The sequence below is a fragment of the Streptomyces sp. NPDC002870 genome (assembly GCF_042888505.1).
Lineage (GTDB): Bacteria > Actinomycetota > Actinomycetes > Streptomycetales > Streptomycetaceae > Streptomyces.
In genome coordinates this window covers 18,181-34,077 of record NZ_JBIAPW010000048.1, presented here as the reverse complement: position 1 = coordinate 34,077, position 15,897 = coordinate 18,181, and the positions used below count along the sequence as shown (strand labels likewise).

General features: G+C 70.6%; 13 protein-coding genes. 6 read left to right on the top strand and 7 right to left on the bottom strand.

The annotated features are described in order from the left end of the window. Nucleotides 1–59: 59 nt before the first annotated feature. Together ACFYWY_RS35345 and ACFYWY_RS35340 are read left to right on the top strand one after the other, a co-directional pair. The gene (locus tag ACFYWY_RS35345) at nt 60–860 is read left to right on the top strand and encodes a LuxR C-terminal-related transcriptional regulator (protein ID WP_389194751.1); all 801 of its coding nucleotides are present in this window, start codon (nt 60–62) and stop codon (nt 858–860) included. A 105-nt stretch (nt 861–965) separates the two neighbouring features. Further along, a complete protein-coding gene (locus ACFYWY_RS35340) occupies nt 966–1,613 on the top strand; it encodes a LysE family translocator (RefSeq protein ID WP_389194678.1) in 648 nt (215 codons plus the stop codon). Between the two features lie 6 nt (nt 1,614–1,619). Here the strand turns inward: ACFYWY_RS35340 and ACFYWY_RS35335 are convergent, their stop codons facing one another. After that, nucleotides 1,620–2,759, bottom strand: coding sequence for a winged helix DNA-binding domain-containing protein (locus ACFYWY_RS35335; RefSeq protein ID WP_389194675.1), 1,140 nt, complete (start codon nt 2,757–2,759; stop codon nt 1,620–1,622). A gap of 148 nt (nt 2,760–2,907) precedes the next feature. On the opposite strand from ACFYWY_RS35335, the gene ACFYWY_RS35330 reads away from it, so the two are divergent. Together ACFYWY_RS35330 and ACFYWY_RS35325 are read left to right on the top strand one after the other, a co-directional pair. Then, nucleotides 2,908–4,047 carry a magnesium and cobalt transport protein CorA gene (locus ACFYWY_RS35330; protein ID WP_389194672.1) on the top strand — a complete coding sequence of 380 codons (1,140 nt, stop codon included), beginning with the start codon at nt 2,908–2,910 and terminating at the stop codon, nt 4,045–4,047. 538 nt (nt 4,048–4,585) lie between these two features. Further along, nucleotides 4,586–5,071 (top strand): DUF1932 domain-containing protein, encoded by a 486-nt coding sequence (locus ACFYWY_RS35325; RefSeq protein ID WP_389194669.1) that lies wholly within the window; start codon nt 4,586–4,588, stop codon nt 5,069–5,071. Here the strand turns inward: ACFYWY_RS35325 and ACFYWY_RS35320 are convergent. Then, entirely contained in the window at nt 5,001–6,302 is a 1,302-nt protein-coding gene (locus ACFYWY_RS35320; protein WP_389194666.1) for an MFS transporter, read from the bottom strand. The genes ACFYWY_RS35325 and ACFYWY_RS35320 overlap by 71 nt on opposite strands. Then, nucleotides 6,299–9,520 (bottom strand): BTAD domain-containing putative transcriptional regulator, encoded by a 3,222-nt coding sequence (locus ACFYWY_RS35315; protein WP_389194663.1) that lies wholly within the window; start codon nt 9,518–9,520, stop codon nt 6,299–6,301. The genes ACFYWY_RS35320 and ACFYWY_RS35315 overlap by 4 nt, the downstream gene beginning before the upstream one ends. 378 nt (nt 9,521–9,898) lie before the next feature. Between ACFYWY_RS35315 and ACFYWY_RS35310 the strand changes: the two genes are divergently transcribed. Beyond that, entirely contained in the window at nt 9,899–10,564 is a 666-nt protein-coding gene (locus ACFYWY_RS35310) for a 4'-phosphopantetheinyl transferase (RefSeq protein ID WP_389194660.1), read from the top strand. 287 nt (nt 10,565–10,851) lie between these two features. Here ACFYWY_RS35310 and ACFYWY_RS35305 read toward each other — a convergent pair whose 3' ends face one another. Next, nucleotides 10,852–11,712, bottom strand: coding sequence for an alpha/beta fold hydrolase (locus ACFYWY_RS35305; RefSeq protein WP_389194658.1), 861 nt, complete (start codon nt 11,710–11,712; stop codon nt 10,852–10,854). A 64-nt stretch (nt 11,713–11,776) separates the two neighbouring features. Here ACFYWY_RS35305 and ACFYWY_RS35300 point away from each other — a divergent pair, with 64 nt between their 5' ends. Further along, nucleotides 11,777–12,310, top strand: a complete 534-nt coding sequence (locus ACFYWY_RS35300; protein WP_356232160.1) for an isochorismatase family cysteine hydrolase — start codon at nt 11,777–11,779, stop codon at nt 12,308–12,310. A 48-nt stretch (nt 12,311–12,358) separates the two neighbouring features. Here ACFYWY_RS35300 and ACFYWY_RS35295 read toward each other — a convergent pair whose 3' ends face one another. From ACFYWY_RS35295 to ACFYWY_RS35285, 3 genes are read right to left on the bottom strand one after another with little or no spacing between them, the layout of a single operon-like run. Next, a complete protein-coding gene (locus ACFYWY_RS35295) occupies nt 12,359–12,751 on the bottom strand; it encodes a PPOX class F420-dependent oxidoreductase (protein ID WP_389194656.1) in 393 nt (130 codons plus the stop codon). Then, nucleotides 12,748–14,262 (bottom strand): FAD-dependent monooxygenase, encoded by a 1,515-nt coding sequence (locus tag ACFYWY_RS35290; RefSeq protein WP_389194653.1) that lies wholly within the window; start codon nt 14,260–14,262, stop codon nt 12,748–12,750. Before ACFYWY_RS35290 ends, ACFYWY_RS35295 begins: the two co-directional genes overlap by 4 nt. Continuing rightward, nucleotides 14,259–15,830: an MFS transporter gene (locus tag ACFYWY_RS35285; protein ID WP_389194651.1), complete on the bottom strand. Its 1,572-nt coding sequence runs from the start codon at nt 15,828–15,830 to the stop codon at nt 14,259–14,261. The genes ACFYWY_RS35290 and ACFYWY_RS35285 overlap by 4 nt, the downstream gene beginning before the upstream one ends. Between the last annotated feature and the right edge of the window lie 67 nt (nt 15,831–15,897).

Below are 15,897 nucleotides of genomic sequence, written 5' to 3'. Positions count from 1 at the left end.
ACGGGGGTGACCCAGCACGGAGAGAAGGGGACGTGCACGAAACGGCCGATGCGGTGGAGATGCGAGCGGCGCTGCTGCGGCTGCGCCGGGCGACCGGGCTGCCGGTCGCCTTCGGCGGTCTGCTGCACGACGCACGCCGGCTGCGGATCGCCGAACTGAGCGGCGCGGCGACGGGCGCGCTGCGGGGCCTCGCGATCTGCGCGGGCAACGGCCTCGGCGGCAAGTCCATCGCGCTGTCCCGGCCGTGCGCGGTGACCGACTACCGCTCGGCGCGCCACATCAGCCACGAGTACGACGCGGCGGTGGCGACGGAGGGGCTGCGCTCGGTGCTCGCGGTGCCCGTCGTCGTACACCGCAAGGTACGGGGCGTGCTCTACGGCGCGCTGCGTGAGCCGACCGCGATGGGCGACCGGGCCTTCGACGCCGCTGTGGCGGCGGCGCGTGATGTGGAGCAGGCGCTGGTCGTACGGGACGAGGTGCAGCGGCTGCTGGCGGCGGCGCGGGAGCCGGTGGCGGGTTCCGGGGCGTGGGAGGAGGTCCGCGAGGCGCACGGCGAACTGCGGGCGCTGGCCCCGCGGATCGCCGACCAGGCGCTGCGGGAGTCGCTGCTGTCGGTCTGCGGCCGGCTGGCGACCGCGGCGGGCGGCCCGCCGAGCGAGCACGCGGTCGCCCTGACGCCACGCGAAGTCGATGTGCTGGCGTGCGTCGCGGCGGGCTCGACGAATGCGGTCGCGGCCCAGCGGCTCTGCCTCAAGCCGGAGACGGTGAAGGGGTATCTGCGATCCGCGATGCGGAAGCTGGGGGCGCACACCCGGCTGGAGGCGGTGGTGACGGCGCGGCGAGCGGGGCTGCTGCCGTAGGGCTCATCGGGGGGAACCGGTGTCGGGCTCACCGGTCCGGCAGACGGCGGGGAGAAGCCTCCGCGGCTCTAGAGGGAAGGCCGGGGCATAGCGTTGAATGACGGGATGGTGTCGACCGACCGCCTCCTCGCATTCGCCGCGATGTCCCTGCTGGTGATCGTGATCCCGGGGCCGAGTGTGCTCTTTGTGATCGGCCGGGCTCTCGCCCACGGCCGCCGGACTGCGGTGGCCACCGCCTTGGGCAACGTCTTCGGCTCGTACGCCCTCGTCGTGGCCGTCGCGCTGGGCGTCGGCGCTCTGGTGGAGCGGTCGGCCGCGGTGTTCATGGCGGTGAAGCTGGCGGGCGCGGCGTATCTGGTCTTCCTCGGAGTGCAGGCTTTCCGGCACCGCAAGGACATGAAGGTCTCGGACATGGCGGCGTCCCCGGCAGGACCGGCGCGCGGCGACGTCCGTACGGTCGTGGACGGCATCCTGGTCGGCGTCACCAACCCCAAGGGCATCGTGTTCTTCGCCGCGGTGCTGCCGCAGTTCGTGGACCACTCCGCGGGCCATCTGCCGGCCCAGATGCTGCTGCTCGGCCTGGTCCCGATCTCGATCGGCCTGGTGACTGACACGCTCTGGGGTCTGGGCGCGGCGGCTGCGCGCAGTTGGTTCGCCCGCTCGGAGAGCCGTTTGTCGATGGTGGGCGGCGCCGGCGGGTTCGCGATGATCGGCCTGGGCGTGACGGTGGCGGCGACGGGCCGCGCGGACTGACGCCCGCTACCCGCTGAACGTCTCGAAGCGGATGTCGTGCGCGGTGGCCGAGGACATGGCGCTGAGCATCCGCTCCCCCTCCTCGGCCACGGCGGCCTGCTGCGCGCGGGTCAGCTTTCCGAAGGCCTGGACGGTCACGGTGGCGGTCGCGGTGGCGGTCGCGGTGTCGTCGGGTTCGGTCAGCCGCCAGATGCCGGCGAGGTATCCGTCGACGAGGAGGGTCGGGTACGCCTGGTTCCCCTTCCACGTGCGCAGCCTGTACTCCTCGGGCACGAGGCGGCTGCGGTCGGCGTGCGAGAGCAGCAGATTGTCGAACTCGGGCAGGAAGCGGGGCGGCGCCGGGGTCCCGGCGTCCGGCCGGGGTCCGTCGGGGATGTCGAAGAGCTCGACGCCGTTCTCGTCCTGGAAGACGGCCAGCCGCGGCCGCAGGCGCTCGAAGACCTCCCGCATCCGGGTCAGCCCGGACCAGATCTGCATGTCCTTGACGGAGGCGGGGCCGAAGGCCGCGAGATAGCGGAGCACGGTGGCGTCGGGCGCGGGCGCGGGCTCCGTCGTCCGGCCGAACCACTGCTCGGCGGTGGTGAGCATGACCTGGCCGCTCCTGCCCCACAGGCCGCGCGGGGTGACCTGCACCAGCGGCAGTACGCAGCGGGCGGCGACGGAAAGGGCGAGCGGATCGGCGTCCGGCCACTCCTTCAGCAGCGCCTCGCGCAGCTTCTTCATGGTCCGGGGCTCCTCCTCGACCAACTCACGGCTGAGGGCGCGGAGCCGGGCCAGATCGACCCCGGCCAGGCCCGCCCGGAACTGCTTGAGTTCCCGGTCGCGCGCGGCCTGGACCAGCGGCCGCAGGGTCAGGCAGTCCTCGGCGGTGTGCATATGGATGGTGGAACGCATGGTGACCAGTCGCGCGACCTCGCGGGATGCCATCAGCGCGGAGAGCTCTTCGGGGTCGAAGCCGTCCATCCGGGCGGCGAGGGCGAAATACGGCGGCTTCACGTTCTGCGCCTGGAGGCCGACGAGGTGCTCGACGGCGCCCCTGACGGACATCGCGGACTTGGGGGCGCGGCGCAGCAGGAGCTGACGCTGGAGCGTTGCGCGGTTGAGGGCGCGATTGCCGAGTACGGGGTACGTCGTCTTCGAGGCCATGCGCCCCACGCTACTCAGACTTGCGGACAGTTACTGTCCGCAATGGGAGGCCCTCTCGCCGCCCCGTCATGCCGGGGCAATTCGACGCGGATATCCTGCACCGAAGCCGTACGCACGTTACGTGTTCGAGGTGGAGGTGAGACCCGCGATGCCGCTGTCCCCGAAGAAGCACCAATGGCGCCGCCGGCCCCTGTTGCCCACGAGCCCGCCGCCAAAGGTCCCCGCGGCCGCCGAGCCCGCCGCCCCCTCCCCCGTACACAAGGACCAGGGCAGCGTCGTCCAGGCCGCGCTCTACCGCGAGGGCAACCGCGTCGCGACGCCCGACTCGCTCGCCGAGACCTTCCGCCGGCTGCGTGAGTTCCCCGACGGCATGGCGTGGATCGGGCTGCACCGGCCGACCGAGGCCGAAGTCCATTCGCTCGCCGCCGAGTTCGACCTGCATGAACTCGCCGTCGAGGACGCCCTGGAGGCCCACCAGCGCCCGAAGCTCGAACGGTACGGCGACACCCTGTTCGTGGTGCTGCGCGCCGCCCGCTATCTCGACGCCCAGGAGGAGGTCGACTTCGGCGAGCTGCACGTCTTCGTGGGCAAGGATTTCCTGATCACGGTCCGCCACGGCGCGGCCCCCGACCTGTCCGCGGTACGCCGCCGCATGGAGGAGACCCCGGAGCTGCTGGCCCTCGGCCCGGAGGCAGTGCTGTACGCGATCCTGGACGCGGTGGTCGACGGCTATGCCCCGGTGGTGGCGGGCGTGCAGAACGACATCGACGAGATCGAGACCGAGGTCTTCAGCGGCGACCCCGCGGTGTCCCGCCGTATCTACGAACTCTCCCGCGAAATGGTCGAGTTCCAGCGCGCCACCCGCCCCCTGGTCGGCATGCTGCGCGGCCTGATGGCGGGCTTCGCCAAGTACGGCACGGACGAGGAGCTGCAGCGCTATCTCCGTGACGTCGCCGACCACGTCACGCACACGAGCGAGCGTGTGGACGGCTTCCGCCAGGCGCTTGCGGATATCCTCACAGTGAACGCGACGCTGGTGACGCAGCAGCAGAACGCGGAGATGCGGGCGCTGGCGGAGGCGGGATTCGAGCAGAACGAGGAAATCAAGAAGATCTCGAGCTGGGCTGCAATTCTGTTTGCCCCCACACTTGTGGGAACTGTCTACGGCATGAACTTCGACAGCATGCCGGAGCTGCACTGGGGCTTCGGATACCCCTTCGCCATCACCCTCATGGCAGTTGTCTGCGTGAGTTTGTACGTCATCTTCAAGCGCCGGGACTGGCTTTAGGCCAGCCACCTCCAGCCCTCGCCAACGTCATTGGCTTTGCGATCACGTACATCTTGCCATGTCGATCCGCCGGTCGGGGTGGGCGGCGTCCACCGGGACGTAGGCGGCGCCGCACCGGAGGATGCCTTCGAGTACATGTATGAGTGCAGTTGGAGCTTCGGATACCCCTTTGCCATCGACTTAATGGGGGTTATTTGTATCACTTTGTACCTTATTTTCAAGCGGCGGGACTGGCTCTGAGCTCAGCGCTCCTGGAGCAAGGCTCGTTCACGCTTTGCTCTCGCATCCCTCGACAACAGGACCGTGAAGGGCTCTGCGGAGTCCCTGGGGAGAGGAGATCCCTGCGATCTCCTCGCACTGCCCCCAACGAGCCCAGGAAAAGGTCCCATTGGGCCTGCCACCGGAGCCTGAGCAGAATCCAGGGAGAATCGGTTCCCTACCGGCGGCGCCAGCTCCCATCATGTGAGGCGCATCAGTCTTCCGCCCGCTGTTCGCGGCGGCTCCGACCCACACTCGAAGATCTAACTGAGAGTGATGGATGCGCCGGTCGAGCCACCCCTCCGCGCAGCGTTCTCTGAAGATGGCCTTCGCCGCCTTCCAGAAGTCCGCCGCCCTCGCGGCCGTATCGCACGCCCTGGCCAGGAGCCACGGTCTGGGCGACGAACTGGCCCTGGAGGCCGAGTCGTTGACCTCGAGGATTCTCGCCGACGTGGACTATCTGCCGAGCCTCGCCGCCCGTGCCTGGTGCTGGGCGCCCGAGATGGAGGAGATCGCGGCCGCCCTGCGCGCCACCGGCCTCCCGCCCGCGCTGGCCGAGGCCAGCGCCACGGTCCTGCGCCCCTGGACCGGCGACAAGGACCGCTTCGACCTGCCCCTGGAGGACGTCCTGGCCCACCTCCAGGGGCCGAAGACCCGACCGCGACCTGCAACGGGGCGGGGCATGGGCGGCGCGGTCAGGTCCGGCCGACGGCCGCCAGGTCCACGTCCTTCGTCTCCCGGTACCGGAAGAACGAGACAGTGCTGATCAGGCAGAGCACCACGACGTACCACCGGTACCAGGAGGCGTGGCCGTGCGCGGCGAGGTACTCGATCAGGTAGGGCGCCGTGCCGCCGAACAGGGCCACCGTCAGCGCGTACGGCAGGCCGACGCCGCTCGACCGCACCGACGTCGGGAACATCTCCAGCGTCGCGGACGGAGCGGCCGCCGCGTAGCAGCCGAACAGCAGCAGCGCCGCCGTCATCACCACGCCCAGCCGCACCGCCGAGCCCGACAGGAGCCCGAAGAGCAACGGCGACAGACAGGCGAACCCGCCGCCGAACACCAGCAGCAGCGGACGGCGCCCGAACCGGTCGGCTGCCATGCCGAACAGCGGAAGCGCGGCCATGAACACCACCTGCGCGACGACGGCGGCCCACAGCGCGGTGTTCGCCGGTACGCCGTACTGGAGTTGGGCGTACAGCGGCAGGTACGAGGCGAAGGTGTAGTAGACGACGGTCGCGCCCAGCGTGAAGCCAACCACGCGGGCGGCAGCGCGCGGGTGCGTACGCAGCACCTGCCGCGCCGGGTTGCGGGGCCGCTCCCGTGCCGCGTCGAAGACGGGTGTCTCGGGCATCCGGCCGCGCAGGTACCAGCCGTACACGGCGAGCAGCGCGCCGAGCGCGAAGGGCACCCGCCAGCCCCAGCTTCCCAGTTGGGCGGGAGTGAGCGTGTGGTGCAGCAGTAGCGCGAGCAGCGTGGCCGCGAGGGTGCCGAGGGTTGTGCTGATGTAGACGGCGCTCGAGTACAGGCCGCGGCGCCCGCGCGGCGCGATCTCGTTCACGTACGTGCTCATCGCCGCGCCCTCGCCGCCCGCGGACAGCCCCTGTAGCGCCCTGGCCACCACCAGCAGCACCGGGGCCAGTACGCCGACCGTCCGGTAGGGCGGAGCGAGCGCGATCAGGAGGCTGCCCCCCGCCATCATCAGCAGGGACAGCCGCAGCGCGGCGCTCCGGCCGTTGCGGTCGCAGTACCCGCCGATCAGCGCCCCGCCGAGCGGCCGGAACAGGAACCCGACGGCGAACACCGACAGGGTCTGCAGGAGGTTCGTGGTGCCATCGCCCGACGGATAGAAGTGCGGGCCGAGCAGCGCGGCGAACGTCACGAACGTGGCCCAGTCGAACCACTCCATGGCGTTGCCGATGGAGGCGACCACCAGCGGCCGCAGCCGGTCCCGCCTCACGGATACGCGACTCGCCTGTGCGGCAAGGGTGTTCACGATGCCGTCCTCTCGTGCTGTGAGCGTGTGGCAGGTGTGGTGCCGAGCCGTGCGCGTACGTCGTCGGCCTCGGCAACGCCGATCTCGGTGAACGCCTCCAGGGCCTGGGTCCAGTAGTCCCGCGCCCGCGGGTGGTCGCCGTCGAACGTGGCGACGGTGCCCAGGACGTGCTGGGCCCTGGCGATGTTCAGACGCTGTGCGGTCGGCTGCGACAGGGCGAGCGCCAGCTGTGCGCACTCCTCGGCGCGGTGCGGGTCACCCAGACTCAGATAGAGCGGGGCCAGTTCCAGGAGGACCTTGCTGCGGGCGATGTGGTTCACGCTCCCCTCGGCGAGGGAGCGGGCCGCCTCGGCGTGCCCGGCGGCATCCTCACGGCCCAGCAGGCCGTCGGTGACGGCCATGCGGGCCAGCGCGTACGCCTCGCCGTCGACGTAGCCGATCTGCCGGGCCCCGTCGAGCGCCGTGGCCGCGTAACGGGCCGATCGCGGCAGCGAGTCGAGGCCCGCGCTGATGGCGGAAAGCAGGCACAGGGTCTCCACCTCGTAGGTGCGGTCGCCGCACTCCTGGAAGGAGCTCAGCGCCCGCTGCGCCGAGTCGAGCGCGGTCTCGTGCCGGCCGATGTCCAGGTCGACGAGGGCGAGCCCGTACAGCGAGATGCTCCTGTCGTACGAGGAGTCGATGGACTCGGACACCTTCAGTGCCCGGGTGAAACAGGACCGCGCCTCGGACAGCTCTCCGGTGGCCTGGCGCACCAGGCCCAGGTTGCGCAGGCTGTACGAGCTGATGTGGTGCAGGCCGAGGCCGCCCGCGGTGGCCAGCGACGCGGTGAGGCATTCGGTGGCGCGCGCCATGTCGCCGTGCGTCCAGTGGATGAACCCCAACAGGCCCTGGGTGGTGGCCTCGAGCCGGGGTGAGCGGATGCTGTGCGCGACGTCGAGCGCCCGCCGTGCGGCCTCCTCGGCCCGCCCGCCCCGGCCCAGGCTGAGGTGGGCGAGGCTCATGTTGTTGAGCGTGGCCGCGACCTCCTCGGCCATGCCGAGGCGGTCGTGCAGCGCGAGGCTCTTCTCCTGGTGCGCGATGGCCCGCTCGTAGTCGCCGAGCGTGTTGTGAAGGTTGGCGAGGCTGCGGTGCATCGCCGCGATGCCGCGCTCGTCGTGGTGGGTCTCGGCGGCGGACAGGCCGATACGGGTGGTCTCCCGCCATTCGGTGCGGTACTTGCCCGTCCAGAAGAAGCCGCGCAGGGCGTCGGCCAGGTGCCAGGACAGGTGGTGCGGGCCGTGCGTTCCGAAGTGGCGCACACAGGCCATCAGGTTGCGCCGCTCGGCCAGCAGCCAGGCCGTCGCGTGGCTCTCGTTCGGGAACTGCGGCGCGTCGAATGTCGCCTTCGGCCGCTCCGGCTGGGCGAGCCGCACGAACTCCGAGTAGAGGACGTCGGCCGCGGCGCAGGCGCCCGCGAGGTACCACTGGCCGAGCCGCTCCAGGGCCTCGGCCCGCTCCCGCGCGGAATGCTCGGCGAGCGCGCGGCCTTGCGCGTACTCGCGCAGCAGGTCGTGGAACTGGTAGCGGCCAGGGGCGGGTTGCTGCAACAGGCTCGCCGTCTCCAGGCGGCTCAGACCGGTCCGCGCCTGCGCCTCGCTGATGTCGGCGAGCACCGAGACGGCGGCGGGGGTGAAGTCGGAGCCGGGGAAGAGCCCCGCGAGGCGGAAGACCGCGCGGTCGTCCGGGGTCAACGCGTCGTACGACAGGGCGATGGCCGTGGAGACGGCGGACGTGGTGTCGCCGTCGACGGACAGGGCGGCGAGGCGGTTGCCGCGCCGCAGACTCTCCAGGTAGTCCTCGGTCTGCCCGCCCGGGGCGCCGATCAGGTTGGCCGCGGCGATCCGCAGCGCGAGCGGCAGGTAGCAGCACAAAGCGACGACTTCGCGTACCACGTCCGGCTCGATCGCCACCGCGGCCTGCCGCATCATGCCGGTAACCAGCTCGGCCGACTCCCGTTGGCTGAGCGTGCCGACGCGGATCACCTGGGCGCCGTGCGTGACCGCGAGGGACCGCAACTGCCGCCTGCTGGTGATCAGTACGGAGCATCCCGCGTCCCCGGGGATGAGTGGCAGCACCTGCTCGACGCTGGACGCGTTGTCCAGCACCACCAGCACGCTCTTCCCGGTCAGCTTCGACCGGTAGAGGTTGGCCTGTTCGACCGGGTCGACCGGGATCTGGTCCGCGGGCACGCCGAGGCTGCGCAGGAACTGCGAGAGCACCTGGTCCGGCGGGAGCGGCGCGTGCTCCCCGCCCTGCTCGTAGCCGCGCAGGTTCACGTACAGCTGCCCGTCCGGGAACGCGCCCCGCACCCGGCTGCCGAGCCAGACCGCGAGCGCCGTCTTGCCGACGCCGGGAGGCCCGGACAGGACCACGACGGGGACGCCGGTACGGTCCGGCGCCGGCGGAAGCATCGTCTCGACCCGGTCGACGACGTCGTCCCTTCCCACGAACCCCATGGCCAGCGGCGGGAGTTGTGCAGGCACCGTGACAGCCTCGCCGCCGCCGGGGCGCGGTCCGTTCGGGGCCGCGAGGGCGGGGTCCGATTCGAGGATGCCGGTGTGCAGGGCGCGCAGCCGCTCGCCCGGTTCGACGCCGAGCTGCTCGACCAGTTCGCGGCGGGCCTGCTGGTAGACGTCCAGCGCCTCCGCCTGCCGCCCCGAGCGGTACAGAGCCAGCATCAGCAGGCTCCAGAAGTTCTCCCGTAAGGGGTTGTCCAGGGCGGCGGTGCGCAGGTCCTTCACCAGCTGCCCGTGCCTGCCGAGGTGGAGTTCGGTCTCGAAGTACGCCTCCAGCGCGCCGAGCCGCTCGTCCTCCAGGGCCGGGCACTCGTCACGGCGCAACGAGTCCGACGGTATGTCCGCGAGCGGCGCACCGCGCCAGACGCTCAGCGCCTCGGCCAGCAGCCGTGCCCGCTCCTCCGGCGTCTCGGCCTGCCGCGCGAGCCGGACCAGGCGGCGGAACCGAGTGAGGTCCAGCTCCGCTTCGGCCACGTCGATCCGGTAGCCGCCGGCCGCCGTCTCCACCAGGTCCGCGTCGCCGAGCAGCATCCGCAGCCGTCGTACGTACGTGTGCAGTGCTCCGCGTGGATTCGACGGCTTGCGCTCGTCCCACAGCCAGTCGGCGAGACGGTCGTTGTCGACGACCTCGCCGGACCGCAGCAGCAGCGCCGCCAGCAGCACCCGGAGTTTCCCGGAATCAATTGCCAGTTCTTTGCCCGCGACGCACGCGGAGAGCGTCCCGAGTATCCCAAAGCTATCCCCGGCGCGATGCGCCGGGACGCTAGGCGATGGGACGAATTCGATTCGTTCCATGCAGTTCTTGCCATCCCCCGTAGGCGTGTGCACATCCTCCCCCGCGCTTGCGAGCCGCGTCATTGCCGGAACGCGCGCAAGGGACTGTTCAGTTGTGCGCTAGCCACCTTAGGGGATACCGACGGCGGGCCGGGGGTGGCGCCTTGTTCGATGGGTCACATGGTAACGTCCGCCGCGGCCTCAGCTGAACGGCGGCCGATATCGGGGGACTTGGTGATCGAAGGACTGCTGCCGCAAAGTGTTGCGGTGGCCGAGGACGTCAGTGACGCCCCCGGTGACGAGCGTGTCCTCTCGTCAGCCGAACGGGCTCTGATCGCGGCGGCGTTGCCCGAGCGGAGGGACCAGTTCGCCGCCGGGCGCGGCTGCGCCCGCCGCGCCATGGAGCTGCTCGGCGAGGAGCCACGGCCCGTGCCCGCCGACGCGACGGGGGCTCCCCTCTGGCCGCCGGGGCTGGTGGGGAGCATCACGCACTGCCGGGGGTACCGGGCCGCGGTGGTCGCCCGCCGTGCCGACGTCACGGCGCTCGGCATCGATGCCGAGCCGAACCTGGGGTTGCGCGACGGTGTCCTGGAGCTTGTCTCGTCCGCCGGGGAGCGGGCACGGCTGCGGGAGTTGGCGGCGCTCCTGCCCCACGTCCGCGTGGACCGGCTGCTGTTCAGCGCCAAGGAGGCGGCATACAAGGCGTGGTATCCATTGCACGGGATCCGGCTGGGTTTCCGGGACGCGGAACTCACGCTGTCCGGGCGGGTTTGTGGAAATGGCGCGGGCGGCTCTGGGGACGTGACGGAGGGGACCTTCCGGGTCCGCCTGAGTGAGCGGAGTGGTGCGGCGCGGGAATTTCGCCACGAAGTGCTCCACGGCCGTTGGGCGGTACGGAATTTCCTCATCCTGACGGCTGTTACGTTGGAGTGACGGGCTCGTCACGAACTACCAACCGTTTCATGTTTCCGGGCTCTTTGTTCAATAGGCAACCGTGCTCATACGGTGCCGGTGAACCAGGAAATAGTCGTCCTCAGCGGATCCGAGAAGGACGCTTCGTCGAGGCGGTAGGAGGGGTGCCGACTCCGCAGTGCCTGGAGGAACAGAGTTTCCGTGTCCCGACAACCGGTGTCGGAACTCACCCGCGCCCTGGGCTGTATACGCGAGGGGGCGGTCCTGCCTGTTGCGTGACGCATCACAGTCTCCTTCGTACGCGACATTCATGTCCTGCGCAGATGGTCGACGACCAGCGAGCTGATGGTCGACGACCAGTGCGGCGGGAAGATGTGGCCCATGCCGGCGATCCGCCACAGGCGTGCGTGCGGGATCACCCGGCGCAGTTCCTCGCCGTGCTCCAATGGCAGGACGGGGTCCCGCTCGCCGTGCACGACGAGCGTCGGCACGTCGAGGGCGGCGATCCGCCCGGTGAGCGGGGGCGTGCGGTCCAGGGCCGTCGCATGGCGCCAGGCAGTGTCGGGGCCGTGGTCGCGGTCCTTCACGCGCCTGACCAGATCGACCCAGTACGTCCGGTCGAACGGTACGTAGGACCCGACCAGCACCTGCCAGCCGTCGACGGCCGCGGCCAGGCCCTCCTCGGGCCCCTGGGGCGGGGACGCGGCGAGCCGGGCGGCGTGCTCCAGCATCGGCCGGCGCGGACCGGGCAGTCCGGTGCGCGGCGGCAGCCATACGTCGCCGTTCGCGTCCGGGGAACTGGACAGCAGCACCAGCGACCGGACGAGTTCGGGCCGGTCGAGCGCGAGCAGCTGGGCCACCATGCCCCCGACGGACTGACCCGCCACGTGCGCCGAGCCAAGTCCGAGCCCCACGAGCACGTCGGCGGCGTCCGCGGCGAGCGTCGACAGGTCGTACTCGTCGTCGGACTTCCCCGACCTGCCGGTGTCCCGGTGGTCGTAACGCACCACGAAGTACCCGTCCTTGGCGATCAGCCGGCACAGCTCGTCCGGCCACACGATGCCCGGCGCCGAGCCGCCCATCACCAGCAGCACCGCCGGATCGCCGCGGCTGCCGAACGTCTCCGTCCACAGTCGCAGACCGTCCCGCGTCGCGATTGGGCTCTCCATTGGGCTGTTTCTTCCCCTTGGTAGGGTGCGGTGGACCGCTGATCATCCGTCCTGGGGGAACAGAATGACCCGCGCACGCACGGCACTTGTCCTGGTTGATCTGCAGCGGTGGATCGTCGACATGCCGTGGCAGCCACTAGGCGGTGACGTCGTGGCCGACGCCTGCACAAGGCTGCGCGAGCACTTCGCGAACACCGGCTCCTCGCCCGTCGTCTTCGTCCGGTACGTACGAGAGGACGGCTCCGACGGCGGCATCAGTGCCGCCCCCAACCAGCTGATCTCCGGTTTCGAACCGCGTACCGGCGAGCACCTGGTGACCAAGCACGGCCTTGACGCCTTCGAGGGCACCGACCTCCACGACCGGCTGCGCGGCGAAGGCGTCACCGAGGTCGTGGTCGCCGGACTGTCCACCGCGCACGGTGTCGCGTCCACCGCCGCGACGGCGCTGCGTCTGGGCTACGGGGTGGTCGTCGTCTCCGACGCCACGGCCAGCGTGGACGAGGCACAGCACCGCGAGGCGCTCGACCGCCTCACCGCGCTCGGCGCGGGCACCACCGTGGTCGCGGACCTGGTGACCGCGAAGGTCAGCGGAAACTGACCCTCGCGGTCCGGCGGTGCGGCATGGGCCGGCCTCAGGCCGACCGGATCACTGGTGGCTGACCGCTGTGGGCTTGACCACGTAGACGATGCGGTGCGCGACGTCCGGCGGTGGGCCGTCCAGCTTCATGCCGTACCGCTCCGCGAGCTGCGCGAAGAACTCACCGGACGAGTCGTCGTCGATCCGGACCACCTCGCCGCGGATCTCCAGGTAGCGGTACGGCTGTTCCGGGTCGTTGACCGACACCGCGACATGCGGGTCGGCCGTGATGTTCTTGTACTTGTAGCGGACCGTCGTGTTGGTGAACCGGACGTACTCGCCGTCCCAGGAGAACCACATCGGGTTCACCTGCGGCCCGCCGCCCGCTGCCCGGATCGTGGCCAGATGACCGAAGAGCGGCCGCTCCAGCAGATCCTTGTGACTGTCCGGAATGAGACTCATGCCGTGTGTTCCTTCACTTTCTCTTGTTCGTCCTGCCGGGCCCCGAGCAGGGGGCGGAACAGGTCCGTCAGTCGTGCCCGCATGGTGGCGGTGTCCTTGGCGATCCAGTCCACGTGACCGTCCGGCCGGGCGAGGACGAGCGCGGGCTTTCCGCGGCGCGCCTCGGTGCGGACGTCGAGTACCGCGCCGAGCCGGTCCGCGCACCACCGGGTCAGCTCCCGCACCGACGCGTCCTGCGCCCCCGTGAGGATCAACGTGTGGCGGAGATCGTCCAGTTCGTTCCGCTGCGGCAGCGGCACCAGCGCGCCGGGCACGAAACCGGCCGTCTTCCTTCCGGCCGAGGGTTCGGTCCGGTACTTGGTCCGCAGACCGGCGAGCCACGGGATGTACGCCAGGTCGAAGAGGCGCAGGCCCGAAGCGACCCGCACCAGGTTGTCGCGCAGGACGACCTGGTGGCCCTTGCGCAGCAGCCACAGCTTCGTCTGCACGTCGGCCTGGCGCACCACCGCGCGCGCCACGTCCCCGCGCTCGCTCACATAGGTGTCGAGCAGCCGCTCGGCGCTGTGCCCGCGCCAGACGAGGGCGAGCTTCCACGCCAGGTTGTGGGCGTCGTTGACACCGGTGTTGAGGCCCTGCCCGCCGGCCGGGCTGTGGATGTGCGCGGCGTCGCCGATCAGGAAGACTCGGCCGACCCGTGTCGTGTCGGCGTGCCGCGCGTGCACGTTGAAGACGCTGATCCAGTCGGGGTCGCGCAGCCGGATCCCGCCGGGCCCGCGCTCGTCGACCAGGCTCTGCACCATGGCCAGGTCGACGTCCTCCGGGCTGACCCCGGGAGGCGCCGAGGTGAAGACGCGCCAGCGGCCGTCCGGCAGCCCGCAGGCCACCAGGATGCCCCGAGGTGAGCAGAAGTAGTGCGTCATACGGTGGTCGAAGCGGGTGTCGACCCTCACGTCCGCGACCACGAACCGCAGTTCGTACGTGGATCCCTCGAAGCCGATGCCGAGATGGCCGCGGACGATGCTGCTCGCCCCGTCCGCCCCGATGACGTACGCGAACTCCTCCTCGTACTCGGTGCCCTCCGGGTGGCGCAGGCGGGCCAGCACCCGGTCGTCGAGCTGCTCGAAGCCCAGCAGCTCGGTCCCCCACCGCACACTGCCCCCGACCGATGCGAGGTTGGTCCGCAGGACCTCCTCGATGTCCGGCTGTGGGCAGATCAGCGGCTGGGTCGCCGGCTTGTAGCGGAGGTTGGCGATGACCTTGCCGGCGGAGTAGTACCGCATCTGCGACTGGGGCAGCGCACGCGCGGCGAGCAGGTCCTGCCCGCCGACCCGGTGGATCAGCTCGACGGTCCGCGGCCACAGGCCCAGCGCCTTCGACAGCGTGCTGGGTCCTTCGGCCTTGTCCACGCAACGGACAGGTACACCACGCCGGATGAGTTCGGTCGCCGCGGTGAGCCCGGCCGGTCCCGCGCCCGCGACCAGCACGGGCAACGTACCCGCGGGGGTCGTCATACGGTCGCCTCCTCGGCGACGGCTTCGGCGGGCGCGGCCGGCTGGGCGGCGCGCTCGCGCAGCATCACGCTCACCAGCACGGCGCTCGCGGCGCAGATGGCGACGACCACCCACAGCACCAGGTGCAGGCCGTCCGTGTAGCTCCCGGTGAGCAGGTCGAGGAAGTCGGAGCGGGCGGAACCGGTGACGGTGTCGGCCGCTCCGGCCAGGTCGCCGCTGATCACGCGGTCGGCCACGCCGCCCGCGTCGACGCCGTTCGCGCCCTCGACTCCGGACAGGCCGTCGGAGATGTGCGAGCGGGTCGAGTTGAGCAGCACGGCGCTCATCACTGCGATAGCGAACGCCTCACCGGCCAGCCGCATCGTGTTGAAGAGACCGGCGGCGGCACCCGCCTGCGTCGGCTGCACGGAGGTGATCGCCGCGCCGTCCACCAGACCGGCCGTCATGCCCATCGAGATGCCGAGCAGCAGCAGCGGACCGACCAGCGCCACCACGGACACGTCCGGGTCGATCAGGGTGAGCCAGCCCGCGCCCACCGCGGCGACCACGAGGCTCAGAGTGAGGATGAGCCGGGTGGACACGCCGCTCTTGACCAGCTTGCTGACGACGAGCGGAACCGCCAGGACCGGCAGGGTGAGCAGCAGCATCGTGGCGCCCGAGGCGTTCGTGCTCATCCCCGTGACCCCGGTGAAGTACGTGGGCAGCAGCACCAGCAGGCACACGAAGCTGAAGGACAGCGCGACGGGGATGAGCGAAACCGCCATGAACCGGCCCTGCTTGAGGAGCGAGAGATCGATCATGGGCTGCCGCTGGCGCAGTTCGGCGGCGGCGAACAATGCCATCAGTACGAGCGCCGCGGTGAACAGCAGCAGCGTCGTACCGCTCGTCCAGCCCTGCTGCGGCCCCTGGACGATGGCGTACATCAGGCAGAACAGGGACAGCGTGAACGTGGTGGTGCCGGCCCAGTCGACCTTCGTCGCGGCGGGGTTCTTCGACTCCGGCATCAGCGGTACCGCGACGAGCACGAGCACCGAAATGAGCAGGTGCGAGAAGAACACCGAACGCCAGCCGAAGGTGCTGACGAGCAGACCCGCGGTAGACGGGCCGAGTGCCAGACCGGCACCGGCCGACGAGCCGAGGATCGCGAAGGCCCGCGCCTGGGCGGCCCCCTCGAACGTCGTGGCCAGTATCGCGGCACCCGAGGTCATCACCGCCGCGGCCCCGAGCCCGGCGAGCGCACGCGCCACGTCGAGCACCTCGATGCTCGACGTCACTGCGCTGACCAGGGTCGACACGGCGAACAGGGCGGTACCGCCGGCGAACATCCGCCGACGGCCCACGATGTCCGCGAGCGAGCCGCAGCCGAGCATGAAGCAGGCGAAGGCGAGGTTGTAGGCGTTGACCACCCACTGCAGCGGGGCGAGACCCACGTCCAGATCGGAGCTGATATCCGGAAGGGCGACGGAGGTACCGGTCAGCGAGGCGGGCAGGACCAGGACGGCGAGACAGACCGCGACAAGCGTCAGTGTCGGATTGCCGCGACCGGTGTCCGGACGAGCCGTACTCATGAAACGTCCCCTTTCAGGGGGTTGTTGGGGGGATAGGTGTAGACAGGCGTACGAGTGGAGTCAGCGG